This is a genomic window from Dyella sp. NPDC103356 (genome assembly GCF_055584465.1).
In genome coordinates, this window is record NZ_JBVJLZ010000005.1 from 1 (window position 1) to 18,597 (window position 18,597).

At 62.9% G+C, this 18,597-nt stretch carries 14 protein-coding genes and 1 rRNA gene; 8 read left to right on the forward strand and 7 right to left on the reverse strand.

Annotation, left to right across the window (positions count from 1 at the left end; genetic code table 11):
- The 4 genes from rrf to ACZ6WW_RS12610 form a co-directional block, all read left to right on the forward strand.
- A 5S ribosomal RNA gene (gene rrf, locus ACZ6WW_RS12595) occupies positions 1–88 on the forward strand; the annotation flags it as partial.
- Between the two features lie 452 nt (positions 89–540).
- Entirely contained in the window at positions 541–1,050 is a 510-nt protein-coding gene (locus ACZ6WW_RS12600; protein ID WP_465274506.1) for a hypothetical protein, read from the forward strand.
- A gap of 76 nt (positions 1,051–1,126) precedes the next feature.
- Entirely contained in the window at positions 1,127–1,810 is a 684-nt protein-coding gene (locus ACZ6WW_RS12605) for a rhomboid family intramembrane serine protease (protein ID WP_465274507.1), read from the forward strand.
- Positions 1,811–1,820: 10 nt separating this feature from the next.
- Positions 1,821–2,144 (forward strand): DUF1820 family protein, encoded by a 324-nt coding sequence (locus tag ACZ6WW_RS12610; protein WP_465274508.1) that lies wholly within the window; start codon positions 1,821–1,823, stop codon positions 2,142–2,144.
- Between the two features lie 17 nt (positions 2,145–2,161).
- Here the strand turns inward: ACZ6WW_RS12610 and ACZ6WW_RS12615 are convergent, their stop codons facing one another.
- Positions 2,162–2,887: a glutamine amidotransferase gene (locus tag ACZ6WW_RS12615; protein ID WP_465274509.1), complete on the reverse strand. Its 726-nt coding sequence runs from the start codon at positions 2,885–2,887 to the stop codon at positions 2,162–2,164.
- 30 nt (positions 2,888–2,917) lie between these two features.
- Complete coding sequence (tfpB, locus tag ACZ6WW_RS12620) at positions 2,918–4,744, reverse strand: type IV pilus assembly ATPase TfpB (RefSeq protein WP_465274510.1); 1,827 nt, start codon at positions 4,742–4,744, stop codon at positions 2,918–2,920.
- 110 nt (positions 4,745–4,854) lie between these two features.
- Between tfpB and glyQ the strand changes: the two genes are divergently transcribed.
- Positions 4,855–5,763: a glycine--tRNA ligase subunit alpha gene (gene glyQ, locus ACZ6WW_RS12625; RefSeq protein ID WP_465274511.1), complete on the forward strand. Its 909-nt coding sequence runs from the start codon at positions 4,855–4,857 to the stop codon at positions 5,761–5,763.
- A complete protein-coding gene (glyS, locus tag ACZ6WW_RS12630; RefSeq protein WP_465274512.1) occupies positions 5,760–7,907 on the forward strand; it encodes a glycine--tRNA ligase subunit beta in 2,148 nt (715 codons plus the stop codon). The genes glyQ and glyS overlap by 4 nt, the downstream gene beginning before the upstream one ends.
- A gap of 168 nt (positions 7,908–8,075) precedes the next feature.
- Here the strand turns inward: glyS and ACZ6WW_RS12635 are convergent, their stop codons facing one another.
- The gene (locus ACZ6WW_RS12635) at positions 8,076–8,645 is read right to left on the reverse strand and encodes a helix-turn-helix domain-containing protein (protein ID WP_465274513.1); all 570 of its coding nucleotides are present in this window, start codon (positions 8,643–8,645) and stop codon (positions 8,076–8,078) included.
- A 482-nt stretch (positions 8,646–9,127) separates the two neighbouring features.
- Here ACZ6WW_RS12635 and ACZ6WW_RS12640 point away from each other — a divergent pair, with 482 nt between their 5' ends.
- Positions 9,128–10,006, forward strand: a complete 879-nt coding sequence (locus ACZ6WW_RS12640; protein WP_465274514.1) for a YbaY family lipoprotein — start codon at positions 9,128–9,130, stop codon at positions 10,004–10,006.
- A 244-nt stretch (positions 10,007–10,250) separates the two neighbouring features.
- On the opposite strand, the gene ACZ6WW_RS12645 is transcribed toward ACZ6WW_RS12640, so the two are convergent.
- Together ACZ6WW_RS12645 and ACZ6WW_RS12650 are read right to left on the reverse strand one after the other, a co-directional pair.
- Positions 10,251–12,101, reverse strand: coding sequence for an autotransporter outer membrane beta-barrel domain-containing protein (locus ACZ6WW_RS12645; protein WP_465274515.1), 1,851 nt, complete (start codon positions 12,099–12,101; stop codon positions 10,251–10,253).
- A gap of 193 nt (positions 12,102–12,294) precedes the next feature.
- Positions 12,295–14,643 (reverse strand): Tex family protein, encoded by a 2,349-nt coding sequence (locus tag ACZ6WW_RS12650; protein WP_465274516.1) that lies wholly within the window; start codon positions 14,641–14,643, stop codon positions 12,295–12,297.
- Positions 14,644–14,833: 190 nt separating this feature from the next.
- Here ACZ6WW_RS12650 and ACZ6WW_RS12655 point away from each other — a divergent pair, with 190 nt between their 5' ends.
- Positions 14,834–15,448 (forward strand): hypothetical protein, encoded by a 615-nt coding sequence (locus ACZ6WW_RS12655; protein ID WP_281851386.1) that lies wholly within the window; start codon positions 14,834–14,836, stop codon positions 15,446–15,448.
- A gap of 68 nt (positions 15,449–15,516) precedes the next feature.
- Here ACZ6WW_RS12655 and ACZ6WW_RS12660 read toward each other — a convergent pair whose 3' ends face one another.
- Together ACZ6WW_RS12660 and mnmG are read right to left on the reverse strand one after the other, a co-directional pair.
- Complete coding sequence (locus ACZ6WW_RS12660; RefSeq protein ID WP_465274517.1) at positions 15,517–16,290, reverse strand: RDD family protein; 774 nt, start codon at positions 16,288–16,290, stop codon at positions 15,517–15,519.
- A 115-nt stretch (positions 16,291–16,405) separates the two neighbouring features.
- Positions 16,406–18,283 (reverse strand): tRNA uridine-5-carboxymethylaminomethyl(34) synthesis enzyme MnmG, encoded by a 1,878-nt coding sequence (gene mnmG / locus ACZ6WW_RS12665; protein WP_465274840.1) that lies wholly within the window; start codon positions 18,281–18,283, stop codon positions 16,406–16,408.
- Between the last annotated feature and the right edge of the window lie 314 nt (positions 18,284–18,597).

The following is an 18,597-nucleotide window of genomic DNA, read 5'->3' on the forward strand; positions in this document are numbered from 1 at the left end:
CCCGATCCCATCCCGAACTCGGAAGTGAAACGCAGCTGCGCCGATGGTAGTGTGGCATTGCCCATGCAAGAGTAGGTCACCGCCAGGGGCTTTATACTGAGAAACCCGCATCAATCGATGCGGGTTTTTCTTTTGGTGCTGTGCGAGTCGAAGACTCGTGCTGCAACAGGTCACCGCCAGGGGCTTTATTTAAAGAGAAACCCTCACCGGAAACGGTGGGGGTTTTTTCTTTGTTCCTGTGCAAGTCCAAGGCACATCACAACATCGACCCTCCCTACTCGTCATCCCGGCCTGCGCCGGGATGACGAGTAGGGGAGGCTGAGGTTATTTGAGGTTCCCCTCTCGGCCAGGCGCTCCGGTCGCGACTGAAGTCGCTCCTACAAGCTAGCCGGGCCTGCCTGAGTTGTAGGAGCGACTTCAGTCGCGACCGCCACCTCCCAACATCACCGCGCACCCGGGCATCGACGAATGCCCAAGGCGACCGTCAACAAAACCCCTCTACCCGCGTTCCCGGAGACAGTCGGTCATCAGGCGATACACATGGCACGCACCACCCTCTTCTCCCTCTTCATAGTCACGCTACTGCTGATCAATGACGCCCACGCGGACACGCACCCAACCGACCTGGTTTGGCACGAGTGCGCGAATGGAACGTGGATCAACTTGAAGATGAAACTCGACGGAAATCCCCTCTACAGCGAACAAATACAGCTTTGCCATCAGCCTTTGGCGAGCTTCAAGCAGGCCTCCCCACCAAGCGAACCGGCCATCCATTTCTACGATCCGACCCGAAGCGCTTTCGGTGAACCGCGGGGCACGCTGATGCGAGGGGATATCTGGGAAGCGGAAAATCAACGCGACTCCATGCTGCTGCGAATCACGTTCACCGGTCCGGACAATCGCCTATGGTTCAGCGGGACGCATAAGATCGACCCCTTTAAAGTCAGCGAAACCCGCCTCGGCAACCGCCTGACCATCAAGACCTATCCCACGCCGACAGCACACCTCAATGGCACGCATGTGGAACTGGACCCAGACCCGGAGCAATAAGCCCTTTCCACCCCCGCCCACACGACGGTTTCCCCTATGATGCGACTGCCCTGTCCATCCTGCGGAGTACCTCCCCGTGTTCGTCCATGTCGAAACTCGCCGGCGCGTCCGGCCGCAATGGGCGACGGTCTTGCTGGTCATCGTATGCGTGGTGAGCTTCGTCATGTTCGCGTTGATGCCCGGGCCGCAACGGGTGTCGATGTGGCTCGAATGGGGCACCGTACCCGCTAACGTGTTCGACGCCAAAGAACCGATCCTGCAGCAGTTGCATGATCCGTCCTTGCTGCGTCTGATCACCGCATTATTTATCCACCTGGCGTGGCTGCATCTGCTCGGCAACCTGCTCTTCCTGGTGATTTTCGGTCTTCCCGCCGAAAGAGCGCTGGGTTCGATGCGTTTCCTGGCCCTGTTTCTTATCGGTGGCGCGCTCGCCAACCTGATCGGCGCCCTGTCTCTGGCGGGTGTGCGTTCGCCGATCATTGGCTGCAGCGGTGCGGTATCGGCCATCCTTGGCGCATATATCGCATTGTTTCCGCGAACCCGCCTCGGCCTCGTGCTGCCGCTGGGCCTGTATCTCGAATTCGTACGTATCCCGGCCTTCCTGCTGATTGGCATCTGGGTGCTGCTGCAGCTGCTTTTCAGCTATGCCGGCCCCAGCTACGGCCTGGTCGTGTGGTGGACGCATATCGCCGGCTTCCTGTTCGGCATCGTCTTCGCGCTGCTGTGCAAGCCCGCCATCGCACGACGGCTGCGCGGTTAAAATGGCTACCATGCGCACAAAGAAACTCTACAAGGTTACCTTCCTGCACCTGGGCAAATGCTACGAGCTCTACGCTCGTCACGTAGCATCAAGCGGGCTATGGGGTTTTACCGAAGTCGGCGAGCTGGTGTTCGAGCCAGCGGGCGAAGGCATCGTCGTCGACCCCACGGAAGAACGACTGCGCGAGGAGTTCCAGGACACGCGCGTGCTGCATCTGCCGATGCAATCGGTCGTGCGTATCGAGGAAGTCGAGCGCAAGGGTCCGTTGGCCATTCGCGATGCCAGCGATGGTCAGAAAGTGGTTACGCCGTTTCCGATGCCGCCAAGGCGTTGACGATGGCCGCGCAACGATCAGCGCTGCGCAGCCAATCCATGATGTCGTGCAAACTGCCGCAATAACCGACGCGCGATCGGTGTCGGTGCAACCTGCCTGAAGGTATGGTGCGGATCGAAACCTTCGCGATGCATGTCGTTGCGCTTGCGATGGATATAAGCGCGCATCACATCGGCATTGAACTCCGGATGGAACTGAACACTCAACGCGTTCGGCCCGTAGCGCAGCAGATGATTCGGATCGCGGTCGCTGCGCAATAGCGACCGCGAGCCCTTCGGCGCTTCCAGCACGGACTGCTCGTGCGTGGCATGTGCGCGAAACTGCGCAGGCAGCGCGGCAGCAAGCGGATCCTGGGTCACGTCGCCAACGGCTTCAAGCGATACCGTGCCGATCTCGCGGCCACCGGGCAGGTAGTCGACGCGCCCGCCCAGCGCATGCGCCATCAACTGATGACCGTAGCAGACGCCAAACATCGGCAGCTCGACATCCATCGCATCGCGAATCCAGCCCGCGGTCTGTTCGCTCCACGGCAGACGTTCGGTCACCATGGATGCCGAACCGGTAATCAACGCGCCGGCGACATCCTTGGGCGGCGGCAACTGTTCGCCGGCCTCGACGTCGACAACGCGGACCTGTTGCGGCGCCAGTTGCGCGCCAACGCGGAACCAATGCGGGAAATCGCCAAAGCGTGCACGAATGGTGTCGGGCGCGCGGCCGGTACGGATGATCAAAACGGGCTTCATGGATGGTGTCTGTCTAGTAAGGCGTAGCGGTTACTTCGTATCGTCGATTTCCGTCTCGATCGGCGGCAGAACGGTGAGTACTTCCTGCACCGTGGTCACGCCGCGCGCGACCTGTGCCGCGGCGGAAATGCGTAAAGGTTGCATGCCGCTGCTTAACGCGGCGCCACCCAGCTTGGCCAGATCGAGTTGCGGGGTAATCAACCCGCGCAAGCGCGTGGACATGGGCATCATTTCATACACGCCGGTGCGTCCCATGAAGCCCGTATGACGGCATTCCAGGCAGCCGAGCGGTTTGAACACTTTCTCCGGCACCGGCAAATCCCAGCCGTGCGTGAGGGCGACCCATTCGTGCGGGTCCTGAGTGGTCTCCTGCTTGCAGTGCGGGCATAGCGTACGCACCAGGCGCTGCGCTACCACGCCGGTCAGGGTCGACTGGATCAGGTAATGCGGCACGCCAAGATCGAGCAGTCGCGTCACTGCGCTGGGCGCGTCGTTGGTGTGCAGCGTCGACAACACCAGGTGACCGGTCAGCGAAGCCTGCACCGCCATCTGCGCGGTTTCCAGGTCGCGAATCTCGCCGACCATGATGATGTCCGGGTCCTGGCGCAACAAGGTGCGCACACCGGCGGCGAAGTCGAGATCGATCGCCGGCTGCACCTGCATCTGGTTGAACTCGGGGCTGACCATTTCGATCGGGTCTTCCACCGTGCAGACGTTGATCGACGGTGTCGCCAGATGCTTCAGCGTGGAATACAGCGTGGTGGTCTTGCCCGAACCGGTCGGGCCGGTAACCAGCACGATGCCGTGCGGGCGTTCGACCATGCCGCGCCAGATCGCGTCCTCGGTCGGCGAAAAGCCGAGCTGGGAGAAATCCTTGGCGACGATGTCCGGGTCAAAGATACGCATCACCATCTTCTCGCCGAACGCGGTCGGCATGGACGAGATACGCAGCTCGACTTCGCGGCCTGCCGACGATCGCGTCTTGATGCGGCCGTCCTGTGGGCGGCGCTTTTCGGCTACGTCCAGGCGCGAAAGAATCTTGATGCGCGCCGTTACTGCGGTCATCACCGGCGGCGGTAACTCGAACACCTTGTGCATGATGCCGTCGATGCGGAAACGCAACTTGCCGGCATCGCGTCGCGGTTCCAGATGAATATCGGAGGCGCGCTGCTCGAACGCGTATTGCAGCAACCAGTCGACGATATGCACGACATGGCGATCGTCTGCGCCGACTTCGCCGCTCTTGCCCAGCTCCACCAGCTGCTCGAAGTTGAGAATCGCCGACGAGTCATAGCCGCCCGCCGCGTTCTTTGCGTCCTGCGCCATCTGGATCGAGCGCTGGACGCCGTAGAACTCTTGCAGGTAGCGGTTGATATCCAGCGGATTGGCGACGACGCGTGACACTTCGCGCCGGAGCATGTGCGAAAGATCGGTGGCCCAGGCTGCGTCGAACGGTTCGCAGGTGGCGAAGGTCACCTCGCCCAAGGCCGCCGCCACGGGGAGAATCTTGTGGCGTATCGCATAGGCGTGGCTTACCACCTGGGTCACGGCGGCCACGTTGATCTTCATCGGGTCGATCTTCATGTACGGCAGATCGGCCTGGGCAGCCAGCCATTCGGTCAGTGCCTCGGCGCTCAGCGGTCGGCCCGGTTCGCGCATGTTCGGCAACTTGGCATTGGCGATGATCACCAACGGGTGCAGCTCGACCGTGCTGCGGCCCGAGCGCGAGCCCATGCGGACGTTTTTCGCATCGTCGGCGGCGATATGGCCGGTGACCACCAGGGCGGCCAGCATCTCGTCCAGCGACAACCTGCCTCGGCGGCCGAGCAGGGAAGGCGATTGCGGTGCTGTGGCCATTCAAAAAACCCCTGACGCCGCCAAAGCTCAGGCGACCGTAGAAAACCCTAACGACGTGAATTTGACCTCAAGGCTATACTAACCCGCTTTATTCCAGGTCACGGAAAACCATGTCCGCACGTACTTTCCAGGATGTGATCCAGACCCTTAACCGCTACTGGGCGGCGCAGGGTTGCGTGCTGCTGCAGCCGCTCGATACCGAGGTCGGCGCAGGAACGTTCCATCCAGCCACTTTTCTGCGCGCACTCGGCCCCGAGCCGTGGGCGGCCGCCTATGTTCAGCCTTCGCGCCGCCCGACGGACGGCCGCTACGGCGAAAACCCCAACCGTCTGCAGCATTACTACCAGTATCAGGTGGTGATGAAGCCGAACCCGGAGAACATTCTCGAGCTGTACATCGGCTCGCTGAAGGAGCTGGGCCTGGATCCGCTCGTTCATGACCTGCGTTTCGTCGAGGACAACTGGGAATCGCCTACGCTCGGCGCCTGGGGCCTGGGCTGGGAGGTCTGGCTCAACGGCATGGAAGTCACCCAGTTCACCTATTTCCAGCAGGCCGGCGGCCTGGAATGCCGCCCGGTGACGGGCGAGATCACCTATGGTCTCGAGCGCCTGGCGATGTACCTGCAGAACGTGGACAACGTCTACGACCTGATCTGGACGGAAGGCCCGCACGGTACGGTGACCTACGGCGACGTGTTCCATCAGAACGAGGTCGAGCAGAGCACCTACAACTTCGAGCACGCCAATGTGCCCGAGTTGCTGCGCTGGTTCGACGTCTGCGAAGGCGAGGCGAACAAGCTGATCGCCGCTGGCCTGCCGTTGCCTGCCTATGAGCAGGTGATGAAGGCAAGCCACACGTTCAACCTGCTCGACGCGCGCCGCGCGATCAGCGTGACCGAGCGCCAGCGCTACATCCTGCGTGTACGCACATTGTCGCGTGCGGTTGCCGAAACCTACGTCGCGCAGCGCGAAAAGCTCGGTTTCCCCGGCCTCAAGAACAAGAAGGAGCAGGCTGCATGAGCGCCGCCAAGTCGTTACTGATCGAGCTGGGTACGGAAGAACTGCCGCCCAAGGCGCTCGATGAACTGGCTGCCGCTTTCCTGCGTGGCATCTGCGATGGCCTGTCCAAGCGCGGTATTGATGCGGCCCTGGACAGCGCGGTGGTGTACGCCTCCCCGCGTCGTCTGGCGGCGCATATTCCCGCGGTGGCCGAATCGGCGGCGCAACAGGTGATCGTGCGTCGCGGTCCGGCACTGACCGCGGGTCGCGATGCCGAGGGCAAGCCCACCAAGGCCCTGTTGGGGTTCGCTCAATCGTGTGGCGTCGACGTCGAGCAACTGGGCGAAGAGCGCACCGACAAGGGCGCCTGGTTTGCTTACCGCGACATGTCGCCGGTGCGACTCCTCAAGGATCTGCTTGCGGAGATTGTCGACGAGGCACTCAAGGGCCTGCCGATCCCGAAGCCGATGCGCTGGGCCGATCACGACTACAGCTTCGTGCGCCCGGCGCATTGGCTGGTAATGCTGTATGGCTCGGACATCATTGACGGCGAAGTGCTGGGCTTGAAGAGCGGCCGCCAGTCGCGCGGTCACCGCTTCATGCATCCGCAGCCGGTGCATATCGCCGACGCCGACGGTTGGCTCGACCATATGCGAGCGGCCAAGGTGCTGGCCGACCCGCGCGAGCGTCGACAGCGCATCGAGGCTGAAATCGCCCGTGCCGCGAAAGAAACCGGCGGCATACCGCGCCTGGACGCCGCGCTGCTGGACGAAATCGCCAACCTCACCGAATGGCCGGCGGCGATCGCCTGCACGTTCGAGCGGGACTTTCTCGCCGTGCCGCCCGAGGCACTGGTGACGACGATGGAAACCAATCAGAAGTTCGTGCCGGTGTTCGATGCCGACGGCAAGCTCACCGAGCATTTCATCGGTATCGCCAACATCGACAGCAAGCAGCCGAGCGAGATTCGCAAGGGCTACGAGCGCGTTATCCGTCCGCGATTCGCCGACGCGAAGTTCTTCTGGGACGAAGATCTGAAGACCCCATTGGCCGGCTATCAGGACGCGTTGAAGAACGTGACCTATCAGCAGGCGCTGGGCAGCCTGTGGGACAAGAGCATCCGCGTTGCCGAGCTTGCGCGCGTCATCGCCAACCGGGTCGGTGTCGACGCCGGTCAGGCGACTCGTGCCGCCGCGCTGAGCAAGTGCGACCTGCTCACCCGCATGGTTGGCGAGTTTCCCGAGCTGCAGGGTGTGATGGGCCGTTACTACGCCGCGCATCATGGCGAGCCGGCCGAGGTGGCCGACGCGCTCGACAGCTACTACCAGCCGCGCTTTGCCGGCGATGCCGTCGCCTCGGGCAAGGTCGGCCAGGTGTTGGCCGTGGCCGAGCGCCTGGACACGCTCACGGGCATTTTCGCCGTCGGCATGAAGCCCAGCGGCAACAAAGATCCGTTTGCCCTGCGCCGCGCGGCCCTGGGCCTGGCACGCACGCTGATCGAAGGCGGCATCGAGCTCGACCTGCCGGGCACGCTGCGTGAGGCTCTGGAACTGCTGCCCGAAGCCGCTCTGGCCGCCGGCATCAAGCCGGGCAAGGACGGCAAGGCGGCGCCACTCGATGCGGGCAAGCGCCGCGCCGAATTGGCCGGTGAGCTGTATGACTTCGTGCTTGAGCGTCTACGTGGCTATTACGCCGAACAGGGTTTTGGCGGCGAGCAGTTCGAAGCCGTGCTTGCGGTGCGGCCGGCGAGTCTGGCCGATTTCGATCGTCGCCTGCGCGCGGTAGCCGATTTCGGCCGCCGCCCGGAAGCGGCCAGCCTTGCTGCCGCCAACAAGCGCGTTGCCAACATCCTGCGCAAGCAGGCCGAGGAAGCCGGTGCACCGCCAGTCGGCAGTTCGGTCGATCCAAAGTATTTCGAGTTCGACGCCGAACGTGCGTTGGCCGATGCGCTGGTGTCTGCGACCGCCGACACCGCCGCTCCGCTGGAAGCGGGCGACTACGCTGCGGTGCTGACACGTCTGGCCCAGCTTCAGGCGCCGGTCGATGCGTTCTTCGACGACGTGCTGGTCAATGCCGAAGACCCGGCCGTACGTGCCAATCGCCTGGCCTTGCTTGGGCAGCTGAAGGCGCAGTTTGCGGCGATCGCGGATATTTCGAAGTTGTAAGTCTGGCTGCTAACGCAGCCTGTCAATGGCCAACAGTAAACAGAAAAAGCCCGCCAGGTTGCGGGCTTTTTCTTGTCTTTCTCCCTTTACAGGGAGCGTAGCGACCGACTTTACAGGCTGCTTAGCAGCTGGACTTACAGGTCGCGCTAGCGACCGGACTCACTGCTTTCAAGCTGCCGAACGATTCCGGCGAATCCGATCGCCCAGACGATGATTGAACGCCACCATCGCTGTGGCATCCACGTCGCCGTTGGGGCCGAGGATGTCGTAAAGCTCGGCCAGCATGTCGGCGTTTTCGGCCAAGGTCAGGCGGCTTTCGGCCAGGTCGAGCTCGGACTGCAGAATGCGCAGCGCGGTATTGAGGCGGGTCGGGTCCATGGCGACGCCACTGGCCTGCAGCGTGTCGGCTGCGGTCCGCAGCTTGGAACGGTGACGCTGGGACAGCGAGCTCTCCGTGCCGGACATGTCCTCGCCCTGCGCGAGCGCCTCGGTCTGGATCGTGCCTTCACCGGCTACCAGCCATACCAGCGAAATACCAAGGGTCTTGGCGAGGGTCACGCAACGGGCGCGGGACGGATCGGTGTTGCCGTCGCGCCAACTACGCACAACGCCTTCGGAGAACCCGCACATTCGTGCGATTTCCGTGACGCTGCCAACGCGCTGGATCAGCACTTTTATACGATCAGCAAAGGTGCCGGAGGGGGCTTCGACGAGGTGCGTAGTTTTTTGCGTGTTCATCGCAATTTCCAACCAACGTGGACGAGGGGAATTTCGCTCCTGCTTTCACCGCTTAACTTCCATGTGTCCAAAGCTTTAACGGATTCCAGCGAACTCAAGCCCCAGGCATCTGTGCCGAAAACTATAGGGTCGAGCGGGGCACGCTGTAGTCCAACCGGTGGTTTTAGCCGACAGGTCGCAATGAATAACGACCGAGTTTGGGTTTGGTTTACCCGTTGCATACACAGACAAATGAAATTTATTTCACGTAAGATTTTGCTCCTATCTCGTCTCAGTGGGTGTGATACGGGTAACATGAGCGCCTGCTGGGTCACGAAAACCCCAGCCAAACGCTCGTTTGGTACGGATGGCACTGGTTTTGTTGACTTTTCCACAGGGGTTCTTTGGGCTATGCTTGAAGCTTCCCCCGTGAAAATCTATGGCACGTCTAGACGTGGCGCGGGTTTTCGCGTTTTGGTTCATCGATAGATTGAGGTCCCTCAATGCGCAGGATCGTTTGGTCGCTGATGTCGGTTGCAGCCCTGGCGCTGGCCGGTTGCAATTCTTCTTCGGATACGTCGTCGTCGCAGCCGGCGGCGGAAAACGCCCCTGCAGCGGGTGACAACACAGCAGCTGCCCCCAAGGCCAATACGGTGTCCGGCACCGTGGCCATGTCCGGCGACGTGCAGCTTTCGCCGAATGCGAAGCTCGAAATCAGCCTGGTCGACGTGTCGACCGAAGGTGGCGCCACCTCGCTGGCGAGCAAGACGATCTCGCCGGTGCCGAGCATGCCGCAGTCGTTCGAGCTGACCTTCAACGCGACGGATATCGTCCCGGCCAATGGCTATAACGTGCAGGCTGTGCTGACCGATGGCGATCACAAATACGCCCCGGCTTTGCAGTCGCCCGTGTTGACCAAGGGTGCGCCCAGCCAGGTGACGATCACCCTGGCACCGGTGCAGACCGCTGGCGACAAGGAGTTTGCCGCGTTCAAGGACGTGCAGGCACACATCGGCGGCATGAAGATCACCAATGGCACCAAGCTCGACAAAGATGTGTCGCGCGGCTGGCAGGTGTTCCGCGAAGGCGGCAACGTGAAGTTCATTCGCGAGCAGGTCGACTACGGCGACAAGGGCTTCACCAGCACCGACTACGCCTATAAGGACGGCAAGCCGTGGGTGGTCGTGCAGCAGAAGAAGTCCAGCAAGGACGCCAAGCCGTCGTCCACCGACCGCGCCGCATGGGGTCAGGATGGCTCGCTGCTGCTGAAGCAGCACGAAGCCGGCAGCAAGACCGATACGCTCAGTGACGACGATGCCGCTAGCTTGCAGAAGCAGGCGCAGTCGATCCTCAATATGGCGACGGGCGGCAAGGGCAAGTAATCGTTGCCGCTAGTTGAGAAAAAAGCCCGCGAAAGCGGGCTTTTTTTGTGTTTGCGATGAGTGAGTCCGGCGGCTGCGCCGCCTGTAAAGCCGATCGCTGTGCGATCTGTAAGTCCGGTCGCTACGCGACCTGTAAATGGGAAAAGCAGAGCAGCGAGGCTTTTGCTCTTCCCATTTACCGTTTACAGGCGGCGTAGCCGCCGGACTTACAGGCCGAGCAAAGCTCGGCCGACTTTACTCAGCATCAGAAGCCGATCTTCATGCCGATGTTCAGGCTGTTGTACTTCTGGCTGCTGTCCTTGAAACGACCGCTGTAACCCACCCAGGCGCTGACGCTTTCGGAGAACTTCGCGTTCAGGCCGACATCGGCAGTGCCCCAGCTCTTGTCCGGCGTATAGCCGAGCAGCGAGAAGGTCCCCGGCATGCTGACCAGGCCGGCGGTCACTTCGCGCTGATCCGCCTTGGTGTCGTGGTTCCAGGCCAGTTCGGCGTACGGCGACCAGGCGATGCTGCCCGAGCCGAAGCTGCCCTGCAGACGCCAGCCCAGGGTCGAGATCAGCGAGTCGCGGTGCTGGCTGCCGAAGCTCATCGCGGTGCTGTCGTCGCCGCTTTCGGTATAGCCGTCGAGCTTCACCGTCTGCCAGTCGAGGTTGGCGAACGGGCCGGTGCGGATGTTGTTGAAGGTGAACCAGTAGCCGCCGGTGAAACCGCCGCCCAGGCGCGAACCATCGTCCTTGCCGGTTTCGCCACGAAGATTCGTACCCAACTGGATGCGACGGTCGATGTCGGAGAAGTTGGACTGCGCGAAGTTGACATAGCCGCCGACATAGGCGCCGCCGGCATACCAGGTGGCGTAGCCGATGCCGCTGATGTCCTGCAGCTTGTAGCCGCCGCCGCCGGTGAAATCGCTATTGTGCTGACCGATGCCCATCGCCACGCCGATCGAGAAATTCTCGTTGAGCTTGGCGTCGGCACCGAGGGTCAGGTCGACGTTGTTGGACGTGGTCTTGGGCGAGCTGTCGCTGCCGTCGAAACGCTGGTGCGAGTAATCGACGTTGGCGAAGAAGCGCGTGCCGGAGCCCGCTTCGTCCGCCTGCATCTGATTGCGGATCGCGCGGTTCTGCGCCTGGCTGGCCGCCAAGGGCGCTTCGCCCAGCAGCGAGATCTGGCCCGGTGCACGCAGCAACGAGGTTACGTACTCGCCCAGCAGTGCGTGTGCCGCGGTGGTGGGATGCACGCCGTCGGCGAACAGGTAGGTCTGGTTGGTGCCCGCGGCGTAGGTGTAAGGCAGGCCCGAACCGGCCGGACCGCACTGCACCGAGCTGGAGCCGGCGCCGCAGGCCGGCTGCGTGACGTTGGTGAAGCCGTAGGCGGACGGATTGGCGATCACTTCGTTAAGCAGCGCGAAGGTGTTCACCGGAATCACGTTGAGGCCGTTGTTGCTCAGCTGCGAGATGCCCGCATTGAGCACGCCGTTGAACGCCAGCGACAACTGCGTGCCACCGGCCTGCGCCGCCGGACCACCGGCGATGCTTTCCGGCGTCTTGCCGATATCGGGCAGGTTATAGACGACAACGTACTTGGCGCCGGCGGCCTGCAACTGGCCGAGCAGCTTCACTTCGGTCGTGGCGGCGGCCACGGTGCCGGCGGCCAGCACGTTCGGATTGGTCGAGGTGGCGGTCAGGTAGAAGATGTCGTTGGCGCCGCCCCACATCTGGTAGAGCGTGCGCGGATCGGCTTTGCCGCCGGTCGCGCCGAGGTACATCTGCAACTGCTGCGGAATGGTCGGGATGGGACCTGCCGCGGAGTTGTTGTTGAGGCCTGCGCCGCCAAAGGCGAAATCGGTGCCGCCCAGCACCGAGGGTGTGATCGGCAGACCGAGGTTCGCCGCAACGATTTCGGCGGTGGTCACACCCGGGTTGGTGGTGAAGCGCAACGGCGGCTGGATCTGCGGCGCGGTGGCCAGCGAGATATTGCCTGCATCGCTCAAGCTGTCGCCGAAGACGACCACCTTGTCGAACTGGCCCGCCGAAGCGGCGGAACTGAAAAGCAGCGCGGCGGTAATGGCGCCGGCCAGATAACGAGTACGAGGCATGTGCAACGCTCCTTGCTAGGGCTTTGTTATAGGTTTGTTACGGTAATGCATATCCGTACTGACGCGCATGCTGCGCTGCGGCGTAAGCATGGGAGTGCAAATCGTTGATTCGAGCGGATTTCCCCAAGACGGCCGGATAATTAATCTTATCCGGCCGTCAGTTTGTCGCGATTTTGCGTTTTAAAACGACCGTTTAGCGCTTCATCGCCCGCGACAGCGCGTCGGCAAAGGCGCTATTGGCCGGCGCCGGCGCTGCTGCCGGCTTGGAGCCACCACCACCACCGCCGGGACGACCGCCACCGCGCTGATCGCGTTGACCGCCGCGCGCGTTGTCGTTGCCGCCTGCCGGCTTACCACCGCGCGTCTGCTGGCCTGGCTCATCGTCAAGGCGCATCGACAGGCCGATGCGCTGGCGTGGCAGGTCGACCTCCATCACCTTGACCTTGACGATATCGCCAGCCTTCACTGCGTCGCGCGGATCCTTGACGAAGGTGTGCGACAGCGCCGATACGTGTACCAGGCCGTCCTGATGCACACCGATGTCGACGAACGCGCCGAAGGCGGCGACGTTGGTGACGCGGCCTTCGAGAATCATGCCCGGGCGCAGGTCCTTGAGATCCTCGACGCCCTCGGCAAAGCTCGGCGCGACAAACTCCGGACGCGGATCGCGGCCGGGCTTTTCCAGTTCCTTGAGGATGTCGCGCACGGTCGGTACACCGAAACGCTCATCGGTGAACTGCTCCGGCTTGAGGCCGCGCAGGAAGCTGGCATCGCCAATGATGTTGCGAACTTCACGGCCGCATTGGGCGATGATGCGCTCCACCACCGGATAGGCTTCCGGATGCACCGCGCTGGCATCGAGCGGGTTGTCGCCATGGGCCACACGCAGGAAGCCGGCGCACTGCTCGTAAGCCTTGTCGCCCAGACGCGGCACCTTGAGCAGTGCCTGGCGGTTGGCGAAGGGACCGTTCGCGTCGCGGTACTTCACCACGTTTTCCGCCACCGACGCCGACAGGCCGGCAACGCGCGACAGCAAGGCCGCCGAGGCGGTATTCGCATCGACACCGACCGCGTTCACGCAATCTTCGACGCTGGCGTCGAGGTTGCGCGCCAGCTTTACCTGGTTCACGTCGTGCTGGTACTGGCCCACGCCGATCGCCTTGGGTTCGATCTTCACCAGCTCGGCCAGCGGATCCTGCAGACGACGCGCGATCGATACCGCACCGCGCAGGCTCACATCGAGCTCGGGGAATTCCTTGGCGGCGGTTTCCGATGCCGAATACACGGAGGCGCCCGCTTCGCTGACCACGATCTTGGCCAGCTTGAGGTCGGCATGCTTTTTCATCAGCTCGCCGGCGAGCTTGTCGGTTTCGCGCGAGGCGGTGCCGTTGCCGATGGCGATCAGGTTGACCCCGTGCTGCTTGCTGAGCACCGCCAGGCGCGCGATCGACTGGTCCCACTGTCGGCGCGGTTCGTGCGGATAAATCGTGTCGGTGGCCAGCAATTTGCCGGTGGCGTCGACGATGGCGACCTTCACGCCGGTGCGGATGCCCGGGTCCAGGCCCATCACCGTCTTGGCGCCGGCCGGTGCGGCCAGCAACAGGTCTTTCAAGTTTTCGCCGAATACCCGGATGGCTTCGTCTTCGGCACCTTCGCGGACGCGGCCGAACAGGTCGAGCGTGAGATGCAGATGCAATTTGACACGCCAGGTCAGGCGCACGGTTTCACGCAGCCACGCATCGGCGGAGCGGCCGCGATCGAAGATGCCCGCATGCGCGGCGACACGGCTTTCGCCTTCGGCGTGGCCCTGCTCGGACTCGAGCGCGGGAGCGAGTTCCAGTTCGATCACGCCTTCATTGCGTGCGCGCATCAGCGCGAGCAGGCGATGCGAAGGAATCTTGCCGATCGGTTCGACGTGATCGAAATAGTCGCGGAACTTCGCGCCTTCATTCTCCTTGCCTTCGACCACCTTGGCGCGGATCTGGCCCTTGTCCCACAGCCAGTCGCGCAGCTCGCCGACCAGGTGCGCGTCCTCGGCGATCGATTCCATCAGGATGGCGCGCGCGCCATCGAGTGCCGCACGCACATCGGCAACGCCCTTGTCCGCGTCCACATAGCCTTCGGCCAGCGTCTCGGGCAATTGCGTGGGGTCTTCGCGCAGTGTGGTCGCCAGCGGCTCCAGGCCGGCCTCGCGCGCGATCTGCGCCTTGGTGCGGCGCTTGGGCTTGTAGGGCAGATACAAATCTTCCAGACGCGCCTTGGTGTCGGCGTCGAGGATGTCTTTCTTCAACGCATCGCTCAGCTTGCCCTGCTCCTCGACGCTGGTCAGGATCGCGCTGCGGCGATCTTCCAGTTCGCGCAGGTAACGCAGGCGCTCTTCGAGCAGGCGCAGCTGCGTGTCGTCCAGCCCGCCGGTGGCCTCTTTGCGATAGCGAGCGATGAAGGGCACGGTGGCGCCACCGTCGAGCAAATCCACCGCGGCCTGCACTTGTTCGGGCTTGGCGGCGATGTCCTGGGCAATGCGTTGTTCGATGCTGAGCATGAGTCTGTAAACATTCCTTGAGGGGCTGCACCGGCGTGGAAACGCGAGGTCTCCAGGTCGGGTCTGACATCATACAAGGTCGCCCGCCATGACGGCCTTGCAGTGCGGCATCAGACCGTCGATGCTTGGCGCCGTCGCATGGCGCCATGTCCGTGCGGCCAAAGCATAAACATGGCGTCAGGGGGAAAACATGATCAAGATGATCCGCGCATGGGCGGTGTTTGCGCTCGTGCTGATGCTTGGCGGCTGCCAGTCCAGTTTGATGACCAAGAGCGGCAGCAAGGCCGCGACCGTGGCTCCGGCTGTCGTGGAACAGGCCACCGTGGTGTTTATGCGGCCTTCCGTCATGGGCGGGGCGATTCAGTCCTCGGTGTATGACGTGACCGGTGGCCAGACACGGTTCGGCGGTATTGTTTCGTCCAAGACCGCCGTGCAAATGCATGTGCCGGCGGGCGATCACCTGTTTATGGTGATCGGCGAAAATGCTGATTTCATGAATGCCACGCTCGATCCGGGCAAGACGTATTACGTCTGGGTGCGCCCGCGCATGGGCGTATGGAAAGCGCGCTTTTCGCTGATCCCGCTCCACAACGATGCGAGCGCCAAATACAACCTGCAGTCGAAGGACTTTGCCGACTGGAAGCGCGACAGCGAGCTGGTCGACAAGACGCCTGCCGCCGACGCCTGGTACGAGTCGCATAAGAGCGACATCGAATCCAAGCGCGTCGACTACATGAAAAAGTGGGACAAGATGGATGCCGAAAACAAGGCCGAGCTGACCTTGCATGCGAGCGACGGCGTGTGACGCTGGACGGATGAAAAAAAAGCGCGCCGGATCAACGGCGCGCTTTTTTTCGGGATCGACGGGCGGGGTCAGGCGTTGAAAGAATCGTTGCGCGTCGTATTCGATGCGGCAGCTTTCTGGCGATTGGCGCGACCATTCAAGACCAGGGTATTGGCCATGATGTCGTGCAAGCCCTGGCTGCGGCGCGTCCAGGCCACCATCAGGAAACCGATGCACAGGATCAATGCGCTGATGAACTTGCCCAGATAGCGGCCGAGCGCTCGCGGAAAGCCGATGCGTTGCCCCTCCAGATCGGTCACCCGGATGCCCATCGCCAGCTTGCCGACCGTGGCCTGCCAGGCCGAGCTTTCGCAGAACGCGAAATAGAGCAGCGTGACCACACTGATCACCAGCATGGCCGGCGTCATGGCGGAGTAGTAGGTCATCAACGACTGGACCATCTGTTGCGGGTCGTCGCGATTGGCCATCTGCGCCTGACGCAGCGCCTCACCGGCCACATCGCCACCCATGAGCTTCTGGATCAGCATATTGGGGATGTAAAGCACGATGCTGTCGATGATGTACGCGACCAGACGTTTCCAGAACCCGGCGTAATCTTCGAGCTCGTTGATCGTCGCAGCCTGCGAAAGTGGCGGCGCGGCATACGGCGAGGATTGCATCGGCGGCGGTGCTGCCGAGGGCCGCTCTTCGGGAAACAGCACCGACAGCGGTTGCCAATCGGCCAAGCCTTCGTACCAGCCCAGATCATCGCGTGACACCTGGCCGCTACGCAGCCACTGGCGCACATCGCCTTCCTTATACGGGCCGTGGCGCTCGCCATCGCGTCCGATCCAGACTTCCATCGTGAGACTCCGCGGATTGGGGTGAAAGTGGGGATGATGCCATGGCTGGCGGGGGGCGAGGGAAGTGGAGCGGAATGGGCGTGAGTGAGAGCGTCACCGTTACGGCTTGCCCGGCTCAGGCGGCATCCCGTCTCTTCAGGTGCACCAGCAGGAGCGAGATGGCTGCGGGTGTCACGCCGCTGATCCGTGCCGCCTGCCCGATGGTGGCGGGCTGGGTCCGCTTGAGCTTCAGCAGCACCTCGGCCGAAAGCCCACGCACCTTGTCGTAATCGAAGCTGCCGGGGATGGCGGTGTGTTCGTGCCGGCGCTGACGCTCGATCTCTTCGCGCTGACGCTCCAGGTAACCGGCGTACTTGGTTTGTACTTCCACCTGCGCGGCGACATCTTCCTGGGCTACCGGGGGGCCGAGCTCCGTTACGGTCATCAGGCGAACGTAGTCGAGTTCGGGACGGCGCAGCAGGTCGAGTGCGTTGGTTTCGCGGCTGACGGCGATGCCGAGCTGGCGCTCGATCGCCGCGCCAAGCGCGTTGCTCGGCGCTGCCCAGATGCCGCCCAGGCGCTGTGTCTCGCGTTCGACCGCTTCGCGTTTCGCGCGCAAGGCATCGAAACGCTCTTGCGGCACCACGCCCAACGCATGTCCCGCCTCGGTCAGGCGCAGGTCCGCATTGTCTTCGCGCAGATGCAGGCGATATTCGGCGCGCGAGGTGAACATGCGATACGGCTCGATGGTGCCGTTGCTGGTGAGGTCGTCGATCAATACGCCGATGTAGGCCTCGTCGCGCCGCGGATACCAGGGCGCCTTGCCTTGTGTGGCCAATGCGGCGTTCAGGCCGGCGATCAGGCCCTGCGCGCCGGCCTCCTCGTAGCCGGTGGTGCCGTTGATCTGGCCGGCGAAATACAGGCCCGGAACGGCCTTGGTTTCCAGCCAGGGCTGCAGGCCGCGCGGATCGAAGTAGTCGTATTCGATGGCATAGCCGGGGCGCGTGATATGCGCGTGCTCGAAACCCTTGATCGAATGCACCAGATCGAGCTGCACGTCGTAGGGCAACGAGGTGGAAATGCCGTTCGGATAGATCTCGAACGTATCCAGGCCCTCGGGCTCGATGAAGATCTGATGCGATGACTTCTCCGCGAAACGCACGACCTTGTCTTCGATCGAGGGGCAGTAACGCGGACCGATGCCTTCGATCTGGCCGGTGTAGAGCGGCGAGCGGTCGAGGGCGCCACGGATGATCTCGTGGGTACGTTCGGTGGTATGGGTGATCCAGCAGCTGACCTGGCGCGGATGTTCGTCGCGCGAACCCAGGTACGAGAACACCGGCGCCGGATTGTCGCCAGGCTGCTCTTCCAGGCCGGTGAAGTCGATGCTGCGCAGGTCGATACGCGGCGGCGTGCCGGTCTTCAGGCGCTCGGCGGCCACCGGCAGTTCGCGCAGCTTGGTCGCGAGCGTGCTGGCGGGCGGGTCGCCGGCGCGGCCACCGGCGTACTGCGCCTGGCCGATGTGAATCTTGCCGGCGAGAAAGGTGCCGGCAGTCAGGACCACGCTGCGGGCGCGGAAGGACAGCCCCATCTGCGTGACGACACCGACGACCCGGCCGCCTTCCAGGATCAGGTCGTCGACTGCCTGCTGGAACAGCTCCAGGTTCGGCTGGGTTTCGACGATGTGGCGGATCGCTGCCTTATACAGGGCGCGGTCGGCCTGGCAGCGCGTGGCGCGCACGGCCGGCCCCTTGGAAGCATTGAGCGTGCGCCACTGGATGCCGGCGCGATCGGCCGCGCGGGCCATGGCGCCGCCCAGGGCATCGATTTCCTTGACCAGATGCCCCTTGCCGATGCCGCCAATGGCGGGGTTGCAGCTCATCTGGCCGATCGTCTCGATGTTATGGCTGAGCAGGAGCGTGCGCGCACCGCATCGCGCCGCGGCCAGCGCGGCTTCGGTACCGGCGTGACCACCGCCGATAACGATGACGTCGTAATGGGTCGGGTGCAGCATCATGGCAAACGCTCTAAAAGTGCCCTGGCAGAGCAAAAATTGACGAAACGGGACGCCATTTTACCCCGAACCCGCAAGATATCCTGCAGAGACGCTTTGGCATGGAAGCTGCTTTATCCACTTCGCACTTTTCCCGGGCAGAAGCTGCGCGGAAACGCGCGCCGAGATCGAACGGACAGGGGTTCGATTGCGTGCTGGGAGAGGAAGCAAGACGGCGTCCTTCGGGACGCCGTCGGTTTTTGTAGGGTAGAAAAGCAGAAAGGCCGCTATTTAGCGGCCTTTCTGCTTTGTTAGATCTGACGCCTGGCGGTCTC

What these genes read in the sequence shown, in the direction of transcription:
- ACZ6WW_RS12600 (WP_465274506.1), top strand. Translation starts at nt 541, where the DNA reads ATGGCACGCACCACCCTCTTCTCCCTCTTCATAGTCACGCTACTGCTG.
- ACZ6WW_RS12610 (WP_465274508.1), top strand. Translation starts at nt 1,821, where the DNA reads ATGCGCACAAAGAAACTCTACAAGGTTACCTTCCTGCACCTGGGCAAA.
- ACZ6WW_RS12615 (WP_465274509.1), bottom strand. Translation starts at nt 2,887, where the DNA reads ATGAAGCCCGTTTTGATCATCCGTACCGGCCGCGCGCCCGACACCATT.
- tfpB (WP_465274510.1), bottom strand. Translation starts at nt 4,744, where the DNA reads ATGGCCACAGCACCGCAATCGCCTTCCCTGCTCGGCCGCCGAGGCAGG.
- glyQ (WP_465274511.1), top strand. Translation starts at nt 4,855, where the DNA reads ATGTCCGCACGTACTTTCCAGGATGTGATCCAGACCCTTAACCGCTAC.
- glyS (WP_465274512.1), top strand. Translation starts at nt 5,760, where the DNA reads ATGAGCGCCGCCAAGTCGTTACTGATCGAGCTGGGTACGGAAGAACTG.
- ACZ6WW_RS12635 (WP_465274513.1), bottom strand. Translation starts at nt 8,645, where the DNA reads ATGAACACGCAAAAAACTACGCACCTCGTCGAAGCCCCCTCCGGCACC.
- ACZ6WW_RS12640 (WP_465274514.1), top strand. Translation starts at nt 9,128, where the DNA reads ATGCGCAGGATCGTTTGGTCGCTGATGTCGGTTGCAGCCCTGGCGCTG.
- ACZ6WW_RS12645 (WP_465274515.1), bottom strand. Translation starts at nt 12,101, where the DNA reads ATGCCTCGTACTCGTTATCTGGCCGGCGCCATTACCGCCGCGCTGCTT.
- ACZ6WW_RS12650 (WP_465274516.1), bottom strand. Translation starts at nt 14,643, where the DNA reads ATGCTCAGCATCGAACAACGCATTGCCCAGGACATCGCCGCCAAGCCC.
- ACZ6WW_RS12655 (WP_281851386.1), top strand. Translation starts at nt 14,834, where the DNA reads ATGATCAAGATGATCCGCGCATGGGCGGTGTTTGCGCTCGTGCTGATG.
- ACZ6WW_RS12660 (WP_465274517.1), bottom strand. Translation starts at nt 16,290, where the DNA reads ATGGAAGTCTGGATCGGACGCGATGGCGAGCGCCACGGCCCGTATAAG.
- mnmG (WP_465274840.1), bottom strand. Translation starts at nt 18,283, where the DNA reads ATGCTGCACCCGACCCATTACGACGTCATCGTTATCGGCGGTGGTCAC.